This is a genomic window from Amycolatopsis coloradensis (assembly GCF_037997115.1).
In the GTDB taxonomy this organism is placed as follows: domain Bacteria; phylum Actinomycetota; class Actinomycetes; order Mycobacteriales; family Pseudonocardiaceae; genus Amycolatopsis; species Amycolatopsis coloradensis_A.
Map to the genome: position 1 here is coordinate 1,074,933 of NZ_CP150484.1, position 23,155 is coordinate 1,098,087.

At 69.4% G+C, this 23,155-nt stretch carries 21 protein-coding genes; 5 read left to right on the forward strand and 16 right to left on the reverse strand.

Annotated elements, in window-relative coordinates; genetic code table 11:
- Positions 1-236: 236 nt before the first annotated feature.
- The 6 genes from LCL61_RS04780 to LCL61_RS04805 all read right to left on the reverse strand — a co-directional run bounded on the left by LCL61_RS04780 (position 237) and on the right by LCL61_RS04805 (position 9,434).
- Complete coding sequence (locus LCL61_RS04780) at positions 237-1,568, reverse strand: M1 family metallopeptidase (RefSeq protein WP_340685712.1); 1,332 nt, start codon at positions 1,566-1,568, stop codon at positions 237-239.
- A gap of 192 nt (positions 1,569-1,760) precedes the next feature.
- Positions 1,761-5,663 (reverse strand): Pls/PosA family non-ribosomal peptide synthetase, encoded by a 3,903-nt coding sequence (locus LCL61_RS04785; protein WP_340685713.1) that lies wholly within the window; start codon positions 5,661-5,663, stop codon positions 1,761-1,763.
- 244 nt (positions 5,664-5,907) lie between these two features.
- Complete coding sequence (gene der, locus LCL61_RS04790; RefSeq protein WP_340685714.1) at positions 5,908-7,389, reverse strand: ribosome biogenesis GTPase Der; 1,482 nt, start codon at positions 7,387-7,389, stop codon at positions 5,908-5,910.
- Positions 7,390-7,393: 4 nt separating this feature from the next.
- A complete protein-coding gene (locus LCL61_RS04795) occupies positions 7,394-8,062 on the reverse strand; it encodes a lysophospholipid acyltransferase family protein (protein ID WP_340685715.1) in 669 nt (222 codons plus the stop codon).
- A complete protein-coding gene (gene cmk / locus LCL61_RS04800) occupies positions 8,059-8,763 on the reverse strand; it encodes a (d)CMP kinase (protein ID WP_340688489.1) in 705 nt (234 codons plus the stop codon). Before cmk ends, LCL61_RS04795 begins: the two co-directional genes overlap by 4 nt.
- Before the next feature lie 92 nt (positions 8,764-8,855).
- Positions 8,856-9,434, reverse strand: coding sequence for a TetR/AcrR family transcriptional regulator (locus LCL61_RS04805; RefSeq protein WP_340685716.1), 579 nt, complete (start codon positions 9,432-9,434; stop codon positions 8,856-8,858).
- 91 nt (positions 9,435-9,525) lie between these two features.
- On the opposite strand from LCL61_RS04805, the gene LCL61_RS04810 reads away from it, so the two are divergent.
- Genes LCL61_RS04810 through LCL61_RS04820 form a run of 3 tightly spaced genes read left to right on the forward strand, consistent with a single transcriptional unit; the run spans position 9,526 to position 11,619 of the window.
- Positions 9,526-9,918: a DUF4267 domain-containing protein gene (locus LCL61_RS04810; protein ID WP_340685717.1), complete on the forward strand. Its 393-nt coding sequence runs from the start codon at positions 9,526-9,528 to the stop codon at positions 9,916-9,918.
- A gap of 15 nt (positions 9,919-9,933) precedes the next feature.
- Entirely contained in the window at positions 9,934-10,416 is a 483-nt protein-coding gene (locus LCL61_RS04815; protein WP_125786286.1) for a cation:proton antiporter regulatory subunit, read from the forward strand.
- 6 nt (positions 10,417-10,422) lie between these two features.
- Positions 10,423-11,619, forward strand: coding sequence for a cation:proton antiporter (locus LCL61_RS04820; protein ID WP_340685718.1), 1,197 nt, complete (start codon positions 10,423-10,425; stop codon positions 11,617-11,619).
- A 73-nt stretch (positions 11,620-11,692) separates the two neighbouring features.
- Here LCL61_RS04820 and LCL61_RS04825 read toward each other — a convergent pair whose 3' ends face one another.
- Positions 11,693-12,334, reverse strand: a complete 642-nt coding sequence (locus LCL61_RS04825) for a helix-turn-helix domain-containing protein (RefSeq protein ID WP_340685719.1) — start codon at positions 12,332-12,334, stop codon at positions 11,693-11,695.
- 69 nt (positions 12,335-12,403) lie between these two features.
- Between LCL61_RS04825 and LCL61_RS04830 the strand changes: the two genes are divergently transcribed.
- Positions 12,404-13,237 carry a class I SAM-dependent methyltransferase gene (locus LCL61_RS04830; RefSeq protein ID WP_340685720.1) on the forward strand — a complete coding sequence of 278 codons (834 nt, stop codon included), beginning with the start codon at positions 12,404-12,406 and terminating at the stop codon, positions 13,235-13,237.
- Between the two features lie 51 nt (positions 13,238-13,288).
- On the opposite strand, the gene LCL61_RS04835 is transcribed toward LCL61_RS04830, so the two are convergent.
- From LCL61_RS04835 to xerD, 7 genes are all read right to left on the reverse strand, one after another.
- Positions 13,289-15,157 (reverse strand): Xaa-Pro dipeptidyl-peptidase, encoded by a 1,869-nt coding sequence (locus LCL61_RS04835; RefSeq protein ID WP_340688490.1) that lies wholly within the window; start codon positions 15,155-15,157, stop codon positions 13,289-13,291.
- A gap of 93 nt (positions 15,158-15,250) precedes the next feature.
- On the reverse strand, positions 15,251-16,003 hold the full coding sequence (locus LCL61_RS04840; protein WP_007035528.1) for a pseudouridine synthase: 753 nt from the start codon (positions 16,001-16,003) through the stop codon (positions 15,251-15,253).
- Positions 15,993-16,775, reverse strand: a complete 783-nt coding sequence (gene scpB / locus LCL61_RS04845; protein WP_340685721.1) for an SMC-Scp complex subunit ScpB — start codon at positions 16,773-16,775, stop codon at positions 15,993-15,995. Before scpB ends, LCL61_RS04840 begins: the two co-directional genes overlap by 11 nt.
- Positions 16,772-17,707 (reverse strand): segregation and condensation protein A, encoded by a 936-nt coding sequence (locus LCL61_RS04850; RefSeq protein ID WP_340685722.1) that lies wholly within the window; start codon positions 17,705-17,707, stop codon positions 16,772-16,774. Before LCL61_RS04850 ends, scpB begins: the two co-directional genes overlap by 4 nt.
- Positions 17,707-18,120 carry a cobyrinic acid a,c-diamide synthase gene (locus tag LCL61_RS04855; protein WP_340685723.1) on the reverse strand — a complete coding sequence of 138 codons (414 nt, stop codon included), beginning with the start codon at positions 18,118-18,120 and terminating at the stop codon, positions 17,707-17,709. Before LCL61_RS04855 ends, LCL61_RS04850 begins: the two co-directional genes overlap by 1 nt.
- On the reverse strand, positions 18,117-19,133 hold the full coding sequence (locus LCL61_RS04860) for an AAA family ATPase (RefSeq protein WP_340685724.1): 1,017 nt from the start codon (positions 19,131-19,133) through the stop codon (positions 18,117-18,119). Before LCL61_RS04860 ends, LCL61_RS04855 begins: the two co-directional genes overlap by 4 nt.
- Before the next feature lie 103 nt (positions 19,134-19,236).
- Positions 19,237-20,139 (reverse strand): site-specific tyrosine recombinase XerD, encoded by a 903-nt coding sequence (xerD, locus tag LCL61_RS04865; protein WP_340688491.1) that lies wholly within the window; start codon positions 20,137-20,139, stop codon positions 19,237-19,239.
- A 118-nt stretch (positions 20,140-20,257) separates the two neighbouring features.
- Between xerD and LCL61_RS04870 the strand changes: the two genes are divergently transcribed.
- Positions 20,258-20,743 carry a DUF1707 domain-containing protein gene (locus LCL61_RS04870; protein WP_340685725.1) on the forward strand — a complete coding sequence of 162 codons (486 nt, stop codon included), beginning with the start codon at positions 20,258-20,260 and terminating at the stop codon, positions 20,741-20,743.
- Positions 20,744-20,795: 52 nt separating this feature from the next.
- Here LCL61_RS04870 and LCL61_RS04875 read toward each other — a convergent pair whose 3' ends face one another.
- Both LCL61_RS04875 and LCL61_RS04880 read right to left on the reverse strand, forming a co-directional pair.
- Positions 20,796-21,422, reverse strand: a complete 627-nt coding sequence (locus LCL61_RS04875) for an NUDIX hydrolase (RefSeq protein ID WP_340685726.1) — start codon at positions 21,420-21,422, stop codon at positions 20,796-20,798.
- Positions 21,419-23,119, reverse strand: coding sequence for a CTP synthase (locus LCL61_RS04880; protein ID WP_340685727.1), 1,701 nt, complete (start codon positions 23,117-23,119; stop codon positions 21,419-21,421). Before LCL61_RS04880 ends, LCL61_RS04875 begins: the two co-directional genes overlap by 4 nt.
- Positions 23,120-23,155: the final 36 nt, after the last annotated feature.

Below are 23,155 nucleotides of genomic sequence, written 5' to 3' on the forward strand. Positions count from 1 at the left end.
GACGGTGATCACCCCGTCGCGGCTCAGCTTGTAAAGGGCCTCGTGATCGCGAGCCCATGCACCGGATCGCACACACAAGATCCTCGACGGCGCTGACTACCGCCGTCAGCACCGATTTCGCTCCCTGTGGACAACTCGCCACATCAGCCCCACTGTGGATAACTCAGACACGCGCCCAATGTGGCATTGGGGACGCTGAGTGTCCCCAATGCCACATTGGGCGCATCAAGGAACCTTCAGGGAAGCGGAGGCAGCGCAGGAGCGTCCAGCCAGGCCCCGAAGAAAGCGGCAAGAGAGCGCCCAGCGAACCGTTCGGCCAGCGCCACGAAACCGGCGGTGGTCACCAAACCGTGCCGGTTCTCCGTCGCCCAAGCTTTCACCAGCGGGAAGAAAACCTCGTCACCGACCGTGCAACGCAAGGCGTGCAACAGAAGCCCGCCGCGTTTGTACACGCGCTCGTCGAACATCCGCGCCACCCCGGGGTCGGCGAGACGCAGATCCGCGGGTTTCGCCTTCATCCGGGCGTGCCAGGTCTTCGCCCACGCGTGCGCGCTCTGCCCGCCGGATTCCTCGGACCAGAGCCATTCCGCGTACGTCGCGAAGCCTTCGTTCAGCCAGATGTGCCGCCAGTCGGCGACGGTCAGGCTGTTGCCGAACCATTGGTGCGCCAGTTCGTGCACGACGAGCCGTTCGTGTGTGCGCCGACCGTCGACGTGGTTGGCGCCGAAGATCGACATGCCCTGCGCTTCGATCGGGTCGTCGAGGTCGTCGTCGGTGACGACGATGACGTACTCGCCGAACGGGTAGGGCCCGAACAAGCGCTGCAGTGACTCCATGATCCGGCCCTGGCGCCCGAAATCGCGGGTGAAGGCCCGGCGCAGGCGCGGCGGCACGGCGGCCCGTTGCGGAACGCCGCCGGAGACCAGCACGATGTCGTCGTACCGTCCGATTTGGACACTCATCAGGTACGTCGGAGTCGGCTCCGGCCGTTCGAAGACCCACTGGGTCGTGCTCGCGCGCGTGTACCGCGAGACGAGATTTCCGGTGACGGCCACGAGATACGGCGACGAAGTCGTCAGCGCGACACGGTAGGACGCCTTGTCCGCCGGGTGGTCGTTGCACGGGAACCACGACGGCGCCCCGACCGGCTGGCTCGCGACTAGCGAGCCGTCGGTCAGTTCGTCCCAGCCGATGTCGCCCCACAGCCCGGGAAGCGGCCGCGGGTTGCCGACGTAGTGGACCTCGACCACGAACTCGCTGCCGAGCGCCAGCGACTTCGACGGCTTCACCTGCAGCTTGTGCGCGCGCCGCAGGTACTTGGCCGGTTTCCCGTCGACCAGCACGCGGTTGACCCGGAAATCACCGAAGTCGAGCGTGAACCGCGACAGCGCCTGCGTCGCCTCCGCGGTGATGGCCGCGGAGGCCGACAGCCGGTTGGGACCGATCTTGTAGTCCAGCTCCAGGTCGTAGTGCCGGACCCGGTAACCGCCGTTACCGTGACGGGGCAGATAGGAGTCGCCGGAGGTGTCCGCGCCGGGCGAGGGCTGCGCGGAGGCCTTCGAAATCACCCGCGAAAGACCCCGCTTCCCATGATGTCTGTCAGTGAACCCGCGATCGACGTCTGCAGGGCGCAACCTGGCAGAAGCGCGTCACGGTGAGCGGACAAGGCGCCCTGCCACCGCGATAGCGGGGCCTTCGGCCGGGGCGGGTTCACTCGTACGGTCACCATTTCGAACACACCTCAGCTCCGCCACCAGTCCCTACTTGGTCCAGGCCGAGATGGGATTCCCCAGCCAGCGAGAATCGGCGGGAACCGCGTCGCCCCGGGTCACCAAAGAGCCCGGTCCGACCGTCGTCCGCGCGCCGATGCTCGCGCCAGGCAGCACGATACCGTGCGGCCCGAGCGTCGCTCCCTCGTCCAGGGTCACCGGCGACATCGTCATGATCCGGTCGTGGAACAGGTGCGTCTGCACGACGCAGCCGCGGTTGATCGTCGCGCCGTCGCCGAGGCTCACCAGGTCCGACTCGGGCAGCCAGTACGTCTCCAGCCACACGCCGCGGCCGATCTTGACGCCCATGGTCCGCAGCCACGCCGGAAGCAGCGGCGTGCCACCGAGGGAGCCGATCAGCCACGGCACGGCGAGCGCCTCGACGAAGGTGTCGGCGAGTTCGTTGCGCCAGACGAACGAGCTCCACAGGGGATGGTCGACCGCGCGGAACCGGCCGACGAGCAGCCATTTCATCGCGGTGGCGGTCAACGCGGCGACGGCACCGGCGGCGAGTAGCAGCGGCCCCCCGAGCAGCACCGCGACCAGGAAGCCGTACGACGCCGCCAGCGCGAAGATGCCGGCGGCCACCAGCACGGTCAAGGCGACACCGCACATCACCGGCACGATGCGGCACAGTTCGACGAGCGCACGCGCCGCCTTCAGCCGCAGCGGCGGTGTGTACGTGCGGCTCGTGTCGGCCTCGCCGACCGACCGGCGGACCGGCAGCGGCGGCATCCCGAGGTACGACGAGCCCTTCTTCGCCTTGAGCGGGGCCGACGACAGCACACCGACCAGACCGCGTTTCGGCACCGAACGTCCCGGCGCGGCCATCCCCGAGTTGCCGAGGAACGCCTGCTTGCCGATCCGCGCCGGCGCGACGTGCAGCCAGCCGTGGCCGAGTTCGTAGGTGGCGACCATGGTGTCGTCCGCGAGGAACGCGCCACTGTCCACCTGGGTCATCTTCGGCAGTGCGAGGACGGTGGACGCCTCGACGTTGCGGCCGACCTTCGCCCCGAGCATCCGGAGCCACACCGGGGTGAACAGGCTGGCGTACAACGGGAACAGCCCTTCCCGCGCCATGCCCATCAGCCGCTCGGTCGCCCAGACCTGCCACGCGACGCGTCCGTGCACGGGGTGGTAACCCTCGACCATGCCGATGCTCAGCGAACGGACGCCGACGAGCACGAGCAGGGCGTAGGACAGGAAGTACGCGATGGTCGCGAGCGGCGTGAACAGCAGCGCCTGCCCGAGGGCGGCGCCGAGCGAAGCCGTCCCCGCGATCGCGTAGCCGAGCACCGCGACCGCCGGAAGCGCGGCGACAGCGGGCAGAAGACCGAGAGCGACCGAGGTCGCGCCGTAGACCGAAGCCCAGAACCGCGAGCGCGGCGGGCGGCTCGACGGCCACTTCAGCGAATCCTTCGTGGCACGGGCGGCGGGGGCACCGGCCCAGCGCTGCCCGGCGGGCACGTTGCCGCGGACGGTCGACCCGGCCGCGATCTCCGCGCCCTTGCCGATCCGGGCGCCGGGGAACAGCGTGCTGCGCGCGCCGATCCGCGCGTCGGCGCCGATCCGGATCTTGCCGATGTGCACGAGATCGCCGTCCACCCAGTGCCCGGTCAGGTCGACCTCGGGTTCGATGGCGGCACCGCGGCCGAGTTTCAGCAGGCCGGTGACCGGCGGCGGGGAATGCAGGTCGACGTCCTTGGCGATCCGCGCGCCGAGGGCCTTGGCGTACGTCGTCATCCAGGAAGCGCCCGCGACACTGTCCGCGCCGCTGAATTCGGCGAGCTTCTCGGCGGTCCACAGTCGCAAGTGGACACTCCCACCGCGCGGGTAGCTGCCGGGACGGACTCCGCGCAGCAGCAGCCGCGAGCCGGTCGCCGAGATCGCGATCCTCCCGGCCGGGCTGAACAGCACGATCCACGCGGCCGCGATCCACGCCCAGTTCAGCGTCGGTGCCCAGGCGAAACCGGCCAGCGACAGCACGTTCGACAGCGTCGCCGCGATGGTCGTCCAGCGTAGGCCGACCAGGCCCATCAGCGGGATCATCAGCAGCGACTGGATGACGCCCGTCTTGCGCGGGGTGGGCGCGATGTCACGACGTTCGGTCTTCTCGCCGCTCAGTGCGTCCAGCAGCGACGCGAGCGCGCCCAGCTTCGGGTTGGCGTAGATGTCGCTCACCGACACCTGCGGGTGCCGGGTACGGATCCGCGCGATCAGCTGCGCGGCGGTCAGGCTTCCGCCGCCGTTGGTGAAGAAGTCGGCCTTCGGGCTGTCGACCGAGACGCCCAGGATCTCCGCCCAGCCTTCGGCGAGCCAGCTCTCCGTCGGGGACAGCCCGGATTTCGCTGCATCCACAGTGGACAGCGGCCAGGGCAGCGCGTTGCGGTCGACCTTGCCGGAGGTACGCGTCGGCAGACCGTCGATCAGGGCCAGCAGCGGGACGAGCGCGGCGGGCAGCTGCTCACGCAGCCGGGTCGCCGCCTCGTCGTGGTCGAACTCGACTCCTTCGGCGGGCACGACGTACCCGACGAGCACCTGGTTTCCCGCCTTGGTGCGGCGGACCGCGGCAGCGGCGCCCTGCACGCCGGGGAGCGCCTGGAGTGCGGCGTCGACCTCGCCGAGTTCGATCCGGCGGCCGCCGAGTTTGACCTGCTCGTCGAGACGGCCGAGGAACAGCAGCCCCTCGGCTTCGGCGCGGACCATGTCACCACTCCGGTACGCGCGACGCCAGCCCAGCGAGGGCAGGGGCGCGAACTTTTCGGCGTCCTTCTCCGGGTCCAGGTAACGGGCCAGGCCGACGCCGCCGATGACCAGTTCGCCGGTCTCTCCCATCGCGACCGGCTCGCCCGCCTCGTTGACGACGGCGAGCTGCCAGCCCACCAGCGGCAGGCCGATCCGGACCGGTCCCTCGCCGGTCATCTGCGCGGCGCAGGCGACGACGGTGGCCTCGGTCGGGCCGTAGGTGTTCCAGACTTCGCGGCCTTCGACGGCGACGCGCTCGGCCAGTTCGGGCGGGCAGGCCTCGCCGCCGAAGATCAGCAGGCGGACGTCCTCGAGCGCGTCGGCGGGCCACAGCGCGGCCAGCGTCGGCACGGTCGAGACGACGGTGATGCCCTGCGCGACCAGCCACGGGCCGAGGTCGACGCCGGTCCGCACGAGCGAACGCGGCGCCGGGACCAGGCAGGCGCCGTGGCGCCAGGCGAGCCACATCTCTTCGCACGACGCGTCGAACGCGACCGACAGGCCGGCGAGCACGCGGTCACCGGGGCCGATCGGCTCCTCGGTGAGGAACAACTGCGCCTCGGCGTCGACGAAGGCGGCGGCCGAGGCGTGCGAGACGGCGACACCCTTCGGCTTCCCGGTCGAGCCGGAGGTGAAGATGATCCAAGCGTCGTCGGCCGGTGCGGGAGTGCCCTCGACCCCACCGGGCGAGCCGAGCACGGTGATCGCGCCGCCATCGGAGACGACGGCGGCGACATCGGCCTCACCGAAGACCAGTTCCGCGCGCTCGTCCGGGTCGTCCGCGTCGACCGGCACGTAGGCGGCGCCGACGGACAGGATGGCGAGGATCGCGACGTAGAGCTCCGCGGTGCCGGAAGAGATCCGGACGCCCACCCGGTCGCCGACGCCGACACCGTTGGCGGTCAGCTTGCGGCCGTAGGCGTCGATCTCCTCGACGAGCTTGCGGTAGGACAACGTGGTCTCGCCGTCGTCGATCGCGCCCGCGTTGGGGTGGCGGGCGGCGGTCTCGGCGAGGATGTCGAGCAGGGTGCGCTCACCGGCTCCGAGGCCGGACCAGAACAGGGCCCGGTCGGCGACGGGGGCGGGCGAGGGAGCGACGGTGACGTCGGCGACACAGGCGATCGGCCGGGAATCTGCGGTCAGTGTCATCGGGCGGTCACCACGGGCAGGACGGAACCATGGGCGCTCAAGCCCATCACACACCTTTCGCGAAGTGCGTCATTCGGGCTCGCTCTCCGAATGAGGCGCCCGCTAGCAGACCGTTCACTTTACCGCAGGTGAACGGCATATCTCGGGAGGGTCTCGGCAGAGTGTCGCAACTCACCGGTGGACACGCCGAAACCGAGGTCATCGGCGTGCCCACCCAGTGAAATATTCACCTACATCGTGAGAATCAGCGTGCTTTCGGTTTACCCGCTGATTTTCCGGCCGCTTTACCACCGGCCTTGGGCTTTTGCTTCTTTTCCCGCACCCGGACATTCACCCGGACGGGGCTGCCTTCGAAACCGAAACGCTCACGGAACTTCCGTTCGATGAACCGCCGATAGCCCGCTTCGAGGAATCCGGTGGTGAAAAGGACGAGCGTCGGCGGCCGGATGCCCGCCTGGGTCGCGAACAGCACCTTCGGCTGCTTGCCACCGCGCACCGGCGGTGGGGTCGCGGCGATGAGGTCGGCGAGCCAGCCGTTCAGCTGACCGGTGGGAACCCGCTGGTCCCAGGACTTCAGCGCGGTCCGCAGCGCGGGCGCGAGCTTGCGCACGGACCGGCCGGTGAGCGCCGAGATGTTGACCTTGTCCGCCCACGGCACCCGCACCAGGCCGCGGTCCAGTTCACGGACCATGGCGTGGCGGCGGTCCTCGTCGACGAGGTCCCACTTGTTGAAGGCGAGCACACAGGCGCGGCCGGCCTCGACGACCATCGTCAGCACCCGGAGGTCCTGCTCGGAAAGCGGCTCGGCGGCGTCCAGCAGCACGATCGCGACCTCGGCCGCGTCGATCGCGGTCTTGGTCCGCAGCGACGCGTAGTACTCCGCCCCGTTGGCCGAGTTGACCCGCTTGCGCAGGCCCGCCGTGTCGACGAACCGCCAGGTCTCGCCGTCCAGCTCGACCAGCGAGTCGACCGGGTCGACGGTGGTGCCCGCGACCGAGTCCACGACGGACCGCTCCTCGCCGGACAGCTTGTTGAGCAGGCTCGACTTGCCCACGTTCGGCTTGCCGACCAGCGCGACCCGGCGCGGGCCGGTGGTGGCGCGGTCACCGTCGCGCGGCATCTCCGGCAGTGCCTTGACGATGGCGTCGAGCAGGTCGCCCGAGCTGCGGCCGTGCAGCGCGCTGACCGGGTACGGCTCGCCGAGGCCGAGCGACCACAGGGACGCGGTGTCGGCGAGCAGACGGTCGTCGTCGACCTTGTTGGCGGCGAGCAGCACCGGCTTCTTCGACCGGCGCAGCACCTTGGAGACGGCCTCGTCGGTGGCCGTCGCGCCGACGCTGGCGTCGATGACCAGCAGGACCGCGTCGGCGGTGGCCATCGCCATCTCGGCCTGCGCGGCGACCGAGGCCTGGAGCCCGGTCGCGTCCGGCTCCCAGCCGCCCGTGTCCACCAGCGTGAACCGGCGGCCCGCCCAGAAGGCGTCGTAGGCGACGCGGTCCCTGGTCACGCCGGGGACGTCCTGCACGACCGCCTCGCGGCGGCCGAGGATGCGGTTGACCAGGGTCGACTTGCCCACGTTCGGCCTGCCGACGACGGCGAGGACCGGCTGCGCGAGCTGCGCCTCCTCCTCGGCCTCGCCCGCGGCGATCTGGGCGTCGAGCGCGGTGAATTCGGATTCGTCGGACCAGGAGCCGTCGATCTCGCCGACTCCGTCTAGCTCTGTCATGTACTCAATCCTGTCGCGTGTCTCGGAGCCCGTGCTCCAAGCGCCATTCGTCCAGTGCCTTCACGAGGTCCGCGAGCGCGATGCGAAGCCGCTCGGTTCCCTCCTCCAGCCCTGTCCTCCCCTTCCCGATCGCGGGAGTGAAAGGTTCGCCGACCATGATGTCGACGCGTGGCCGCCAACGCCTCTTGGCGCCGGCGGGTTTGTACGTCCCCCGAGTGGCGACCGGAACCACGGTCGCGTTCCCGGCGCGGACCAGGAAGGCCGCGCCGCGCTCGAAGTTTTCGGCGTCACCGAGGCCGCGGGTGCCTTCGGGGAAGATCCCCACCGCACCGCCGTCCTCGAGCACCTTGACCGCCATCATCAGCGGTTTGCGGTCCACCGCACCCCGTTTCACCGGGATCTGGCCCAGTTTCGGGAAGAACCAGCCGACGAACCCCCGGAAGAGTTCCTCCTTGACCAGGAACGCCGTGCGGCGCGACAACATTCCGAACAGCAGCTGCGGTTCCACCATCGAGCTGTGGTTGGCGATGAACACCACCGGACCCGACGCCGGCACCCGCTCGCCACCGTGGACCCGGACCCGGAAAGCGGGCCGGACGATGAACTTCGAGATCCCCCTGCCGAAGGTGTGGATCGGGCCGCTCGCGCCTTCAGGCAGTCCCTTCGCGCTCACCTGGCGGCCTCGGCGGGGCACCCTTCGAGGAGCCCGCGGTGCAGTGCCAGTTCCGCCAGAGCGACGATCACCTGGTCGATGTTGAGCGCCGAAGTGTCCACCTCGACGGCGTCTTCGGCCGCGCGCAGGGGCGACGCCGCCCGCGTGGAGTCGAGGTGGTCGCGCCGCTCCACCGCCGCCTTCGCGACATCCACGGTGGACTCGCGACCGGCCGCGGAGTCCTGCGCGCTGCGCCGCGCGGCGCGGACCTCGGCCGAAGCGGTGAGGAAGATCTTGAGCGGGGCGTCGGGCGAGACGACCGTGCCGATGTCGCGCCCCTCGACCACGATGCCGCCGACGCGGCCGAGCACCTCGGCGATGATCTCGCGCTGCCGGGTGACCAGCAGTTCGCGGACCGCCGGGACGGCCGAAACCGGCGACACCGCAGTGGTGACGTCCGCGCCGCGGATCTCGGCGGCGACGTCCTCGCCCGCCAGGGTCACCGTCGCCTCGTCGGGGCTGGTCCCGATGCCGAGTTCGGCCTTCACGGCGACGTCGGCGACCGCGTCCGCGTCGGCCGGGTCGACCCCGGCGCGCAGGACGGCGAGGGTGACCATGCGGTACATCGCGCCCGTGTCGAGGTAACCGGCGCCGAGCTTCGTCGCGAGCTTCCGCGAAACCGTGGATTTCCCGGTTCCGGACGGGCCGTCCATCGCGACCACACCACGCAGGGCTCCCGTCACCGAAACTCTCCTCAGCTCATCCGTCGCTCACCTGATCGACGACCATTCTGCCTGGTGGCACGCGACACGCCTCAGCCGCCCACGGCGAACCGGTCGACGAGCATGCCGATCCGCTCCGCGCGCGCGGGCGCCGGGAGCCGGGAGCTGCGTTCGAGGGTGACCAGGCCGTGCAAAGCCGCCCAAAAGGTCTCGGTGTAGAGGCCGGGGTCGTATTCGCCGGAGACCGGGCCCACGACTTCGAGCAGCGCGCCGAACGCGTCCTTCAACGGCGCCGGGCTGTCCGGGCTGGCGAAGTCCAGTTCGCTGGCGAGGGTGAAGATCGCGTCGTAGAGCGCGGGTTTGCGGTCGGCGAAGTCGAAGTAGTTCTCGGCCAGCCGCAGCAGCGCGTCCCGCGAGCCCTCCGCCGCCCCTGCCCCCTTCCGCATGTCGGCGGCCATTTCGGTGCATCCCTCGAGCGCCGCGGCCGCCATGATCGCCCCCTTGCCGGAGAAATGGCTGTAGAGCACGGGCTGGCTGTACTCGATCTTCGCCGCCAGCCGACGTGTGGTGACCGCGTCCCAGCCTTCTTCTTCGGCGATCTCGCGGGCGGTGGTGACGATCAGCTGTTCGCGTTGCGAGCGGTCCCGCTCGCGCCGGGGGTTGGTGACCATACGAACATGCTAGCACCGCTAGACAAGCTAGCGGCGCTAGCGCTAAGGTCGGTCTCGTTCCTAGCACTGCTAGCTTTTGGAGTCGGAGATCATGGCCAGAATCAAGATCGCTTACGTCCTGTCCGCCGCCCTCGTGCTCTTCGTCCTCTATTTCGGAAGCGGTTACGTGTTCTTCCCGGCGTCCCAGACGGGCGGATTCGGATTGCCGGTGATGCCGTCCGAGGGTGACCCGATCCTCGCCGTCAAGGGGGTCCGCGACATCGGCACGGCGCTCGTGGTGCTCGCGCTGCTCCTGTTCCGGAACGCCCGCGCACTGGGCCGGGCGATGCTCGCGCTGGCGTTCATCCCGTTCGGCGACATGCTGATCGTGTTGACCCACAACGGATCCATGGGCGCCGCCCTCGGCATCCACGGCGCGACGTGTGCCTTGATGCTCGGGATCTCGGCGCTGTTCCTGATCCGTCCCGCGCGAAACGAACGGTGAGTTACTGTTGTTCACGTGAACGTCGAAGTGACCCCGCTCCCCGGAATAGGCGTCCGCAAGGACTTCGCCACCCGCAACGGCCGCCGCGTAGGAGTGGTGACCCATCGCGATGGACACGTCGAGCTCATCGTGTCCAAAACGGACGATCCCGACGCCTGCCTGGCCTCACTTCCGCTCACCACCGACGAAGCGGGCGCGCTGGCGAACCTGCTCGGCGCGCCCCAGCTGGTCGCCCAGCTCACCGAAGAGCATCGGGATCTGCCCGGTATCAACACCAAGCAGCTGCCGATCAAGGCGTCGTCGCCGTTCGACGGCCGGACGCTGGGCGACACCGCCATGCGGACACGCACGAGCGTCTCGGTCGTCGCGGTGATGCGGGCCGGGCAGGTCCACCCCTCCCCCACGCCGGACTTCAACCTCACCGCCGGCGACGTCCTCGTCGCGGTCGGCACCTCCGAAGGTCTCGAGGCCGCTGTCAAGATCTTGAAGTACGGCTGATCGCCGATGGATCACACCGCACTGTCCTTGATCGAACTCGGGGCGGTCTTCTTCGGGCTGGGCGCGTTGGGCCGCCTCGCCGGGAAGATCGGGATGTCCCCGATCCCGCTGTACCTGATCGGTGGCCTGTGCTTCGGGCAGGGCGGGCTGATCCCGCTCGGCGACATCGGCGACTTCACCCACCTCGCCAGCGAGATCGGGGTCGTCCTGCTGCTGCTCCTGCTGGGCCTGGAGTACTCGGCGGCCGAGCTGTTCACCGGGCTGAAACGCTCGTGGGTGGCGGGTCTCGTGGACATCGTGCTGAACGCCGCGCCGGGCGCGATCGTCGCGCTCATCCTCGGCTGGGGGCCGATCGGCGCGATCGTCATGGCGGGCGTCACCTACATCTCGTCGTCCGGGATCATCGCGAAGGTCCTCGGCGATCTCGGCAGGCTCGGTAACCGGGAAACCCCGGTGGTGCTGTCGATCCTGGTGTTCGAGGACCTGGTGATGGCGCTGTACCTGCCGATCCTCACCGCGGTGCTCGGCGGGGTGAGTTTCCTCGGCGGGATGAAGGCCGTCGGGATCTCCTTGATGGTCATCACCGTCGTCCTGGTGATCGCGCTGAAGTTCGGCCGGTACGTCTCCGCGGCGGTGGACAGCCCGGACCGCGAGGTGTTCCTCCTCAAGGTCCTCGGCGCGGCCCTGCTGGTCGCCGGCCTGGCTTCGGCGATGCAGGTGTCGGCCGCGGTCGGCGCGTTCCTGCTCGGCATCGCGATCTCGGGGTCGACGGCGGAGAACGCGACGCACATGCTCGAACCGCTGCGAGATCTCTTCGCCGCCGTGTTCTTCGTCGTGTTCGGGCTCAACACGAACCCGGCTTCGATCCCGCCCGTGCTCGGCTGGGCGGTCGTCCTGGCGGTCGCGACCACGCTCACGAAGGTCGGCACCGGCTGGTGGGCCGCGCGGAGGCAAGGCATCGGGAAGATGGGCCGCGCGAGAGCCGGGGCCGCGTTGGTCGCCCGAGGCGAGTTCTCGATCGTCATCGCCGGGCTGGCGGTGGCGGCGGGCGCGGTGACCGGCGAACTCGCCGCCCTCGCGACGGCGTACGTGCTCCTGATGGCGATCCTCGGCCCGACGGCCGCGCGCATCGTCGAACCGGTGGCGCGGGCACTGCAGCGGAAGCCCTTCGGTTCGAAGAGCCCGGCCTCGCAGACCGGCTGACCCCGCCCACGCGCGCTAGGAACGGTCCCTTCCTTGCAAGTTTCGCGAGGAAAGGACCGTTCATTGCATTCGTCTAGCCGCGCTCCAGGCCTGGCGCGAGCAACTGCGCGGCCAGAGTCTCTTCCACCCAGCGCTCCCATTCCTCGGGTGACCAAGCGCGGTCACGGGTGAGGATCAGGAACATCTCCGGGCTGAGCAGGGCGTAGAGGACGTCCGCCGCCCTGTCGACGGCAAGACCGGTGACGGCGCCCGGTTTCTCCAGCAGGGCCTTCGCCGCCGTCGCGTGCACGGCGTGGCGCGGATCCTCCTGATCCGGCCACAGTTCCCGCAGTTCGGGGTGCGCCGCGGTCGCGGTGCGGACCATGTCGGTGACGGCGGCGACCCGTTCGAGCACGGCCCGGCTGCCGGTGACGAGCGCGGCCAGCGCCTCGCGCGCGTCCGGCGCGTCCGTCACCCGCGCGAACCACGGCCGCTCCATCGTCGCCAGTGGACCGTCGTCGCCGGCGATCGCGACATCGACCAGTTCCTTCAGCAACGTCGGCTTGTTGCGGAAGGTGAAGTAGATGGTCTGGACCGCCACCCCCGCCCGGACCGCGACCTGCTGAAGCGTGGTCGCGCCGTAGCCGTCGGCGAGAAAGAGCTCTGTGGCGGCCGTGATGATCCGCCGCCGGGTTTCCGCCGCCCGTTCGGATCGGGCGCCCTTGACACCACTCATGATTGGAGTCTATCTCTAGAGTCAACCACTAGAGTTCAACTCTACTAACGACGCGGATGGGGTGCCGGGATGACGGCGATCGTCAATCAGCAACAGGCCGAAGCGTGGAACGGCTGGGAGGGCAGGCTTTGGGCGGCTCGCCCGGAGCGCTACAACGGAATGATGGAAGCCTTCGACGCGCCGCTTTTCGACGCGGCGGACATCGGTGACGGTCACGCCGTCCTGGATGTGGGCTGCGGCGCCGGACTCACCACCCGGCTGGCCGCGAAGAAGGCCGGAAGCGGGCACGCGCTGGGCATCGACCTTTCGGCACCACAGCTGGAAAGGGCTCGCCTGGACGCGGCGGCCGAAGGAATCACCAACATCGCGTTCGAGCAGGGAGACGCGCAGGTGCACCCGTTCGACGAGCCAGGCTTCGACGTCGTCATCAGCCGGGGTGGCGTGATGTTCTTCTCCGACCTGGTCGCGGCGTTCGAGCATCTTCGCGAAGCGATGGCTCCGGCCGGGCGGCTGACCTTCGTGGGACCACGGTCAGGCGACGCCGACAGCGCCTACGCCCGGGCGACGGCGGCGCTCGCGCCCTACCTGCGCGAGCCCTCCCCCGCCGCACGCGGGATGGGTTCACTGCTGGCCCCCGAACGGATCACCGAAGTGCTCACGGCGGCGGGCTTCCGCGACATCGAGATCAGCCCGGTGGACGCGGACATGGGCTTCGGGGTGGACGCCGACGACGCGACGGACTTCGTCTTCTCGATGGCCCCGACCCAGCACAACCTGCGGGGCGTGGACGAGGCCACCCTCGCCAGCCTCCGAGACGGCGTGCGGGGCGCACTCGGCGAATTCGAGACGCCGCACGGGGTGCGGATCCCTGGCGGGGTCTGGGTCGTCACCGCCGGGCGTTGAGACATGAAGGGTCCCCCTAGGACGATCCGCCCTATGGGGACCCTTCATCACCTAGCCGCGCTCGAGACCCGAGACGGTCGCCGGCGCGATCTGCGCCGGAGCCGCCGGAAGCGCCGCCGGAACCGCCGACGGACCCGCGCCGACGACAGGCAGCGCCAGTGACGTCTTGTCCAGGTCCACCGTGATCTTCGGATACTGCGCAGGCCCGCCGATGAACGAGCCGTCGGTCCCGCCGATGATCAGCGCGAGCTGATGTCCCGCCGGGACGACGTGATCCGTACTCGCCAGCCGGAACGTCATCGTGTACGGCTGCCCCGGCGTCAGCGGCGATTCCTGGCTCAGCGAACGGTGGTTGGCCAGATCCGCCCAGCCGCGGCTGATGATGTTGAGCCCCACCGAGACGGCGTCGGTGCTCGTGTTCAGGTAGCAGGCGTCGTTACCGGGCGCGCTCGCGCCCCAGCACGACTGGGTCAGCTCGTTCTTGATGCCTTCCTTCGGTCCCGTGTAGTTCCGGATCGTCGCCGGGCCGTAGTCGACGAGAACCGCCGAGAGCCGCGCCGTGGACGTCGACGGCGTCGCGGTCACGGTCACCTTCGCCGTTCCGGAGACGTGCAGGTCCTTCGCGAGCGCGCCGGTGCTGAACAGCACGCGTCCGCTCGTGGTCTCCGTCGGCCTCGCGGCCCAGCTGTTCGAGGACTGGCCCGACGAATCCGTGAACGACACCGTGCCCGTCCCCGCGGTCGTGCCGAGCGTGCCGACGCCCGGTGTGCTCCCGGCCGCGGGGCGCAGAGTGACGGCGCTGCCGGCGGGCCATGCGGGCTGGTCCACCCAGACGTCGGGCTCGCGTTCCACGCTCGCGCCCGGTGTCTTCTCGATACCGTTGTCCACGCCGAGCAGGTAGTGGTCGAACCACTTGTGCAGGGTGTCGACCCACGCCGACCGCCGGTAGTCGAACGGATCGACGTGACCGGCCTGCGTCAGCCAGATCTTGCGCTCGACGTTCAGCGCTTCCCACCACTGCCCGAAGTTGATCGTCTTGACGTTCAAGTCACCAAGGCCGTGTGAAGCGAGCACGCTCGCCTTCACCTTAGAAGCGCTCTGCACGTAGTCCCGGTCGAGCCAGAACGCGTTGTAGTCGCCGTTCGAGGTCGCGCCCGCGGTGAGCTTCTGGTTCGCCGCGCCGCAGTTCTGCCCGCCGTTGCGCCGGGACACGGTCTGCGCCAACCCAGCCGGGCTGCCCTGGCGCAGGTTCGCGCCGTCGGAGCGGTAGTAGTCGTACCAGGAGCTGATGGCACCGATCGGCACGATGGTCTTGAGCCCATCGACGCCGGTCGCGGCGACGCCGTTGGCCACCGTGCCGTCGTAGGACTTCCCGATCATGCCGACCGCACCCGTCGACCAGGTCGCGTTCGTCCTGGCCGGACCGGTGGCCGTCGTGTAGCCGTTCGCGCGGCCGTTCAGCCAGTCGACGACCTTGCGCGCCGAGTCGACGTCCGAGGGCCCGCCGATGTCGGTGCAGCCGCGGGACTTGTTGGTGCCGGCCAGATCGACCAGGACCACGGCGTACCCGCGCGGGACGAAGAAGTTGTCGTAGTAGAGCGGGAAGCCGACCGGCCTGCCCGCCGAATCGTAGGTCTTGAGTTCGCTCTCGTTGCCCCGCCCGCAGCACGAGTAATACGGGCTCGCGTCCATGATGACCGGGACCTTCTTGCCCTGCGCCGCCGGTTCCTTCGGGCGGATGATGTCGGCGGCGACCCGGTCCGAACGGCCGTCGCCGTCCCCGTCGAGCCCGATGTCCACCCAGGCCGTCTCGCGGACGGCCTGGGCGAAGTCGTAGACCGGTTCGCTGCCCCGCGGTTTCGCCGTGGCCTGCGGTGCCGCGACCACGGCCGCGGCGACCACCAAGATCCCTGCCAGCACAACTGTTTTCACGGTTGAGCCCTTCCCCGTCGGCTGAAAGCCCATCAGGAAGAGCTAAACGCGGAGATCACCTGTGCAGTAGAGCGGAAAGTTCTACAGATCGACTGCGCGGTACAGCGAACCGACCTCGCCGCGGTTCAGGCGCCGGATCGAACCCGACCGCTGGGCACCGAGCTGGACGTCGCCCAGCGCGGTCCGGACCAGTTTGCGCACCGGGTGCCCGGTGGCCGCCATCAGCCGCCGCACGATGTGCTTGCGACCCTCGTGGATGACCAGTTCGATCTGGGTACGCCCGGCCAGCATGTCCTTGACCCGGAACTGGTCGACCTTGACGATGCCGTCCGGCAGCTCGAACCCCGCTCGCAGCTCCTTGCCGAGCCCACGCGGGACGATGCCCTCGACCTCGGCGAAGTAGGTCTTCAGCACGCGGAACGACGGGTGCATCAGCCGGTGGCCGAGGTCGCCGTCGTTGGTGAGCAGCAGGAGTCCTTCGGTGTTTTCGTCGAGCCTGCCGACGTGCACGATGCCGGGGGTCTCCTCGTACCGTCCGCGCAGGTAGTCGCCGACGCACGGACGGCCGCGGTCGTCGTTCATCGTGCTGTGCACGCCCTTGGGCTTGTTCAGCAGGAGGTAGACGAGGTCCTCGCGGACCTGGACGCGGGTGCCGTCGACGTGGATCACGGAGTTGTCCGGATCGACCCGGCGGCCGAGTTCGGTGACCACCTTGCCGTCCACGCTCACGCGACCACGCACGATCAGGTCCTCGGCCGCGCGCCGCGAGGCGACGCCTGCCTGCGAAAGGACCTTCTGCAGCCGAATGCCGTCGGGATGCGGGTCAGATGTCATCGATGGTGTCCACTTCGGGTAGCAACGGAGCGATGGGCGGAAGGTCGGCCAGGGACGAGAGGCCCAGTCGCTCCAGGAACAGCTCGGTCGTCACGTACAGCGTGCCTGTGGTTTCGGGGTCGGTCCCCATCTCCTCGATCAGGCCGCGCGCCAGCAGCGTCCTGATCACCCCGTCCACGTTCACCCCTCGGACGGCGGCGACCCTGGCCCTGGTCACCGGCTGCCGATAGGCGATCACGGCGAGGCTCTCCAGTGCGGCTCGCGTCAGCTTGGAACGCTGGCCGTCGAGCAGAAGCTTCTCCACGAACGGGGCATAGACGTCCCTAGTGTAGAACCGCCACCCTTCGCCGACGCGGCGCAGGTCGATTCCGCTGGTCCGCTCGGTGAACTTCTGCGCCATCGTGCGCAGCGCCACGGTCACCCGCGACACGGGTTGCCCGACGGTGTCGGCGAGCGATTCCTCGTTGATCGGCGAGTCGACGACCAGGAGCAACGCCTCGAGCGCCGCTTCGAGCGCCTCGTCGGAGGTGACGTCGGGGTAGTCGCCGTCGCCCGCCGCGACGAGCCCCTCGTCGGCAGGCGGCTCCGCCTCCCCCGCCTCGGCGGTCTCCGGCGGGCCGAAAGCGTCCTTCGCCTCATCCGACGCGACGAAAGCGTCCTTCACCTCGTCGGACTCGGCGATGGGAGCCTTCGGCCCATCCCCGGTCTCGTCTGCTTCGGGTGCTTCGCTCTCTTCGGTCTTCTCGGTCTCTTCGGTGTTCTCCGGGCTCACCCGTACTCCTCGTCCTCAGCGGCGGCGCGATCGTGCTCGGCCGCCACCGACGCCTCCTCCACGGATCCGCCGGTCCAGCGCACGTGCAGTTCGGCGAGTGCCTCCAGCTGCTCGAACTGGACCGAGGCCTCCCGGTACAGCTCCAGCAGCGCGAGGAACCGCGCCACGATCTCGACGGTGTGCTCGCAGTCCTCGACCAGCTCACCGAAGGTCGCTTCGCCTCGTTCCGCCAGCTTGAGCCGCAGCAGCGCGGCGTGTTCGCGCACCGAGACCCGGCCCATGTGGATGTGCGCGATCGACACCGTCGGCGGCGGCTTCGGTTTGAAGACCGCGACCGCGATCTCGGCGAACTTCGCCGGGTCGACGCCGAGCATCACCTCGGGCAGCAGGCCCATGAACCGGTCCTCCAGCGCGACCGACCGGGGGTACCGCCGCAGGGCGCCGGCCTCCAGTTCCCCGAACAGGGCCGCGACCTGCTTGTACGCCCGGTACTGCAGCACGCGCGCGAACAGCAGATCCCGTGCTTCGAGCAGGGCGAGGTCGTCTTCGCTCTCCACCTCGGCGGCGGGCAGCAGCCGCGCCGCCTTGAGGTCGAGCAGGGTCGCCGCGATGACCAGGAACTCGGTCGTCTCGTCGAGGTTCCACTCCGTGCCGAGTGCACGGGTGTAGGCGATGAAATCGTCCGTGACCTGGTGCAACGCGACTTCGGTGACGTCGAGCTGGTGCTGCGAGATCAGCTGGAGCAGCAGATCGAAGGGGCCCTGGAAGTTCGACAGGTTCACCTTGAACTTGGACGTGCTCAGCTCTTCACTGGCCAGTCCTTCGGGGACCATCCCGCCGTGCACGGTCTCGTGCACGGCGGGGGTCTCGTCTGCCTCTGTCCGCTCGACCGGCTCTGAGCCGCTGGGAGCAGCCGCGGCCGGGTCGTCCATCAGCTCTCGGTCTCTTTCCCGTCCTCGCTGCCCGCCCGCAGACGCTGGACGAGGACCGAGTCCTCGCCCGCCGCGTCGAAGTCGGCCAGCAGCACGGCCACCGCCTCGCGGACCAGCCTGCCGCGATCGAGTACGAGGCCGTGCTTCGCCCGGAGGTTCAGCCTGGCCTGCTCCATCGCCAGCAGTTCGTCGCCGGAGACGTAGACGGTGATCTTCGCGTCGTGCTTGGTCCGCCCGGACCCGCTGCGCGCGGCACGGGTCAGCTGTTCCTTGTGCGCGTTCCCCGTCTCGTTCCCGTTGCCGTTCCCCTTCGCGGGGGCGGGCTGTTCGGGCGCGGGCGGCAGATCGAGCGCGGGGCTGGAGGTGATCCTGAAAAGTTCGGACGCTCCGGGCAGGGAAGCTCGCCTGCTCACCGAGCGATCACCTCACGGGCAAGCGCGCGATAGGCCGCCGCGCCTGCTGATTTGGGAGCCCAGGTCGTGATCGGCTCGCCCGCGACCGTCGTCTCGGGGAACCGCACGGTGCGGTTGATCACCGTGTCGAACACGGTGTCGCCGAATGCCTCCACCACTCTCGCCATGACCTCCTTCGAGTGCAGGGTTCTCGGGTCGTACATGGTGGCGAGAATCCCGGTGATGTCCAGTTTGGGGTTGAGGCGTTCCTGCACCTTCTCGATGGTGTCGATCAGGAGCGCTACGCCTCGCAGACTGAAGAACTCGCACTCCAGCGGGATGATCACACCGTCCGCGGCGGTCAGTGCGTTCACCGTCAGCAGGCCTAGCGAGGGCTGGCAGTCGACAAGAACATAGTCGTAGTCGTTCATGACCGGACGAAGGACCCGTAACAAAGTGTGTTCGCGCCCTACCTCTGCGACCAACTGGACCTCGGCAGCGGACAGGTCGATGTTGCTCGGCAGCAGGTCGACGCCGTCCACCCGGGTCTTCCGGATGACGTCGGTGATACCGACCGAGCGCTCCATGATGACGTTGTAGACCGTCTGGTCCAGCTCGTGCGGCTGAATGCCGAGGCCGACCGAGAGCGCGCCCTGGGGGTCGAAGTCGACCAGCAGTACCCGGCGGCCGCATTCGGCCAGCGCCGCACCGAGGTTGATGGTCGAGGTGGTCTTGCCGACCCCGCCCTTCTGGTTGCACATGGCCATCACCAGTGCGGGACCGTGCCGGTCCAGCGGCGGCGGATCGGGGATCTCGCGGAACGGACGGCCCGTGGGGCCGATACCGTCCCTCTCGAGTTCTTGCTGCTTGGTTTCTTTGGCGCGCTTGGCCTTGCGGCCGCGGGAAGAGATCGTGTCCTCCGACGGTTCGTCGCCGTCGTGTTCGGCGGGGGTTGCGATGGTCACCTGGCTGAGGCTCGCCGCGGCCGAACCGGCGGACGCGGACGGCTTCGCCGGCTCGTTCGGTGTCGACATGGCGCGAAAGCTCCTCTTCGGCAGGATCATCGGCAGCCTATGCGCGATCCGCGAGTCGAGCCAACGAGGCACGCCGGGACCGACCGGGTCGTTTAGGCGCTGTCTAGCCGAGCGCGCGGGGATGTGCTGTCGCGTAAACCTCGCGGAGCGTGTTGACCGTGACCAGCGTGTACACCTGGGTGGTGGTCACCGAAGCGTGGCCGAGGAGTTCCTGCACGACGCGGACGTCGGCGCCGCCTTCGAGAAGATGCGTGGCGAAGGAATGGCGCAGCGTGTGCGGGGAGACGCCCGCCGTGATCCCCGCGGATTCCGCGGTGTCCTTGAGAACCTGCCACGCGCTCTGCCGGGAAAGCCTGGAACCGCGGGCGTTCAGGAACATCGCCGGCGTCCCCCTGCCGTGGGTGGCGAGCGCCGGCCGCGCGCGGACGAGGTACGCGTGCACCGCTTCCAGCGCGGGACGGCCGATCGGCACGATGCGCTGCTTGCCGCCCTTGCCGTCGAGCAGCACGGTCCGTTCGGTGTCGTCGATGTCGTCGACGTCGAGCCCCACGGCCTCCGAGATCCGCGCGCCGGTGGAGTAGAGCAGCTCCAGCAGCGCCCGGTCCCGCAGCGGGCGTTCGCCCTCGGGCGGCGGGGTTTCCAGCAGTTTCAGCACGTCGGCCACCGGCAGCGCCTTGGGCAGCCGTTTGGCCGCCGCGGGCGGGCGGACCTCGCGGGCCGGATCGTGCTCGGTGATGCCGTCGGCGTGCGCGAACTTGTGCAGGCCTCGCACCGCGACCAGCGCTCGGGCCGCCGAGGACGCGGCGAGCGGCCGATGCTCTTCGTCGCCTTCGCGCAGTGCCGCGCCGAACGAGGTGATGTGCGCCGAGGTGACATCGCCGAAGCACTCGACGTCGGCATCGCCGAGGTACGCGGTGTACCGGCGCAGGTCGCGGGAGTAGCTGTCGAGGGTGTTCCTCGCGGTTCCGCGCTCGACCACCAGATGGTCGAGGTAAGCGGCGACCACCTGGGCGACTCCGGTACCGCCGGCCCGTGACACACGGACACTCTAGGACGACCGCGACCCGTTCGGGGGTTCGCCGCGCGTACCGCGTCGCGGGTGTGAAACGGGCTACCTTGGGAGCATGTCCCAGCAACCGGACCCGGACGAAATGCGCGCCGGCACCGCCGAGCGCGAGGAGGCGGCGCGGCTGCTCGCCGACCACTACAGCCAGGGAAGGATCACGCCGGACGAGTACGAGGGCCGCGTCCTCGCCGCGTACGAGGCCGTGACGTTCGGCGAACTCCGGCCGCTGTTCCAGGACCTTCCCGCGCCTCATCCGGCGTACCTGGCGCCGCGGTTCGACCCGCCGCCGTTCGTGCCCGTGTACCAGCGGCCCGCCGCGGTCGCGCCGTACTCACCGAAGTCGAAGGTCGCCGCCGGGGTGCTGCAGATCGTGCTGCCGTTCGGGATCGGGCGCTTCTACACCGGCCATGTCGGGCTCGCGCTGGGCCAACTGGCGGTCGTGGTGGTCACCTGCGGCATCGGCGCGGTCTGGCCGTTGGTCGACGGGATCGTGCTGCTGGCGAACGGCGGCACCGACGCGCAGGGCCGCCGTCTCCGGGACTGAACGCCTCGTGAGTGGTAAGGACGGTTAGAACCGTCCTTACCACTCACGAGCGCTAGAGACCGCGTGAAGCGAACTTCGTCGGCCGATCCTCCCAAGGCGCGTCGGCGGGCCGCGCCGAAGCCGCCCCCGAAAGCACCGCGTGTGCGGCGAGCACGCCACCGACGGTCGATCCGTTCACCAGCTCACCGGCCAACGCCATCCGGACCGCCTCGGCGAGCGGGAACTTCCGCATGACGAGGTCCGCCTCCTCATCGCCGAGGACCTCCCTCTCCACTTCGGACAGGTCGCGGGCGAGATAGACACGGACGACCTCGTCGGTGAAGCCGGGCGACGCCGCGACGTCGACCAGGGTCTCCCAGCGCTCGGCGCTGAGCCCGACCTCCTCGACCAGCTCGCGTTGGGCCGCGCCGACGGGGTCCTCCCCCGCCTTGTCGATCAGCCCGGCGGGCAGTTCCCACAGCCGCCGCCCGATCGGGTGCCGGTACTGGTGGATCAGCGTCACCGCGCCGTCCTCGTCGAGCGCGACGACGGCGACCGCGCCGAGGTGCTCGACGACCTCACGGCGGGCGGTGCCGCCGCCGGGCATCACGACCTCGTCGACCCGCAGCCCCACCACACGTCCGATGTGGACGTCCTTTGTGGACGCGACGGTGAACTCGTGCTTACCGGGCTCGCTCACCGGGCCACCGTCTGAGGGGCCTCGGGCAGCTCGACCGGCAGCCGCTCGGCGACCTTGCGGTCGACGACGGCCTTCACGAACGCGCTGAACAGCGGGTGCGGGCGGGTCGGGCGGCTCTTGAGCTCTGGGTGCGCCTGGGTGCCGACGAAGAACGGGTGCTTGTCGGCGGGCAGCTCCACGAACTCGACCAGGTGGTCGTCGGGCGAGGTACCCGAGAACACCAGACCGGCGTCGGAAAGGCGCTTGCGGTAAGCGTTGTTGACCTCGTAGCGGTGACGGTGCCGCTCGGAGACCTCGGTGCTGCCGTACGCCTTCGCGACCTGCGAGCCCGGCTTGAGCTTGGCGACGTAGGCGCCGAGCCGCATGGTGCCGCCCATGTCGCGCTCGCCGGCGACGACGTCACGCTGGTCGGCCATCGTCGAGATGACCGGGTTCGGGCCGTCCTCGAACTCGGCCGAGTTCGCGTCCTTGATACCCGCCAGGTTCCGCGCCGCGTCGATCACCATGCACTGCAGGCCGAGGCACAGGCCCAGCAGCGGCAGCCCGTGGGTGCGGGCGTAGGCGATGGCGCCGACCTTGCCCTCGATGCCACGGACGCCGAAGCCGCCCGGGACCAGTACACCGTCCACATCGGACAGCGCCGCGGCCGCACCGGCCGGGGTCTCGCAGGAGTCCGAGGGGACCCAGGCGATTTGAACCTTGGCACGGTGGGCGAAACCACCCGCGCGCAGGGCTTCGGTCACCGACAGGTAGGCGTCCGGCAGGTCGATGTACTTGCCGACGAGCGCGACCCGCACCGTCTCCGACGGGTTGTGCACGCGGTCGAGCAGGTCGCCCCACACGGTCCAGTCGACGTCGCGGAACGGCAGCCCGAGGCGGCGCACCACGTAGGCGTCGAGCGCCTCACGGTGCAGCACCTTCGGGATGTCGTAGATCGACGGCGCGTCGGGGCAGGCGATGACGGCTTCGGTGTCGACGTCGCACATCAGGCCGATCTTGCGCTTGAGGTCCTCCGGCAGCTCACGGTCGGCGCGGCAGACGAGCGCGTCGGGCTGGATACCGATGTTGCGCAGCGCGGCGACCGAGTGCTGGGTCGGCTTGGTCTTCAGCTCGCCCGACGGGGCGAGGTACGGGACCAGGGAGACGTGGAGGAAGAAGCACTGGTCACGGCCGACGTCGTGGCGGACCTGACGGCAGGCCTCCAGGAACGGCAGCGACTCGATGTCGCCCACGGTGCCGCCGACCTCGGTGATCACGACGTCCGGGCTGTTCCCGTCCTCGTCGGCGCCCGCCGCGGCGGTGATCCTCGCCTTGATCTCGTCGGTGATGTGCGGGATGACCTGTACGGTGTCGCCGAGGTACTCACCGCGGCGCTCCTTGGCGATGACCTCGGAGTACACCTGCCCGGTGGTGACGTTCGCCTTGCCGTCGAGAGCCCGGTCGAGAAAACGCTCGTAGTGCCCGATGTCCAGATCGGTCTCGGCGCCGTCGTCGGTGACGAACACCTCACCGTGCTGGAACGGGTTCATCGTGCCCGGATCGACGTTGAGGTACGGATCCAGCTTCTGCATCGTGACCCGGAGCCCACGTGCGGTAAGGAGCTGACCCAGGCTGGAAGCCGTGAGTCCCTTACCCAGAGAGGAGGCAACGCCTCCGGTGACAAAGACATACTTGGTAGCCCGCGACTGAAGTCCCACGGGCTTCCACCTTATCGCACGCCCGCCGGGGCGCTC

Coding starts and splice junctions, on each gene's coding strand:
- LCL61_RS04825 (WP_340685719.1), bottom strand. CDS start 12,334: ATGAGTGGTGTCAAGGGCGCCCGATCCGAACGGGCGGCGGAAACCCGG.
- LCL61_RS04840 (WP_007035528.1), bottom strand. CDS start 16,003: ATGACATCTGACCCGCATCCCGACGGCATTCGGCTGCAGAAGGTCCTT.
- der (WP_340685714.1), bottom strand. CDS start 7,389: ATGACAGAGCTAGACGGAGTCGGCGAGATCGACGGCTCCTGGTCCGAC.
- LCL61_RS04860 (WP_340685724.1), bottom strand. CDS start 19,133: ATGTCGACACCGAACGAGCCGGCGAAGCCGTCCGCGTCCGCCGGTTCG.
- LCL61_RS04830 (WP_340685720.1), top strand. CDS start 12,404: ATGACGGCGATCGTCAATCAGCAACAGGCCGAAGCGTGGAACGGCTGG.
- LCL61_RS04810 (WP_340685717.1), top strand. CDS start 9,526: ATGGCCAGAATCAAGATCGCTTACGTCCTGTCCGCCGCCCTCGTGCTC.
- LCL61_RS04820 (WP_340685718.1), top strand. CDS start 10,423: ATGGATCACACCGCACTGTCCTTGATCGAACTCGGGGCGGTCTTCTTC.
- LCL61_RS04805 (WP_340685716.1), bottom strand. CDS start 9,434: ATGGTCACCAACCCCCGGCGCGAGCGGGACCGCTCGCAACGCGAACAG.
- LCL61_RS04870 (WP_340685725.1), top strand. CDS start 20,258: ATGTCCCAGCAACCGGACCCGGACGAAATGCGCGCCGGCACCGCCGAG.
- LCL61_RS04850 (WP_340685722.1), bottom strand. CDS start 17,707: ATGGACGACCCGGCCGCGGCTGCTCCCAGCGGCTCAGAGCCGGTCGAG.
- LCL61_RS04785 (WP_340685713.1), bottom strand. CDS start 5,663: ATGACACTGACCGCAGATTCCCGGCCGATCGCCTGTGTCGCCGACGTC.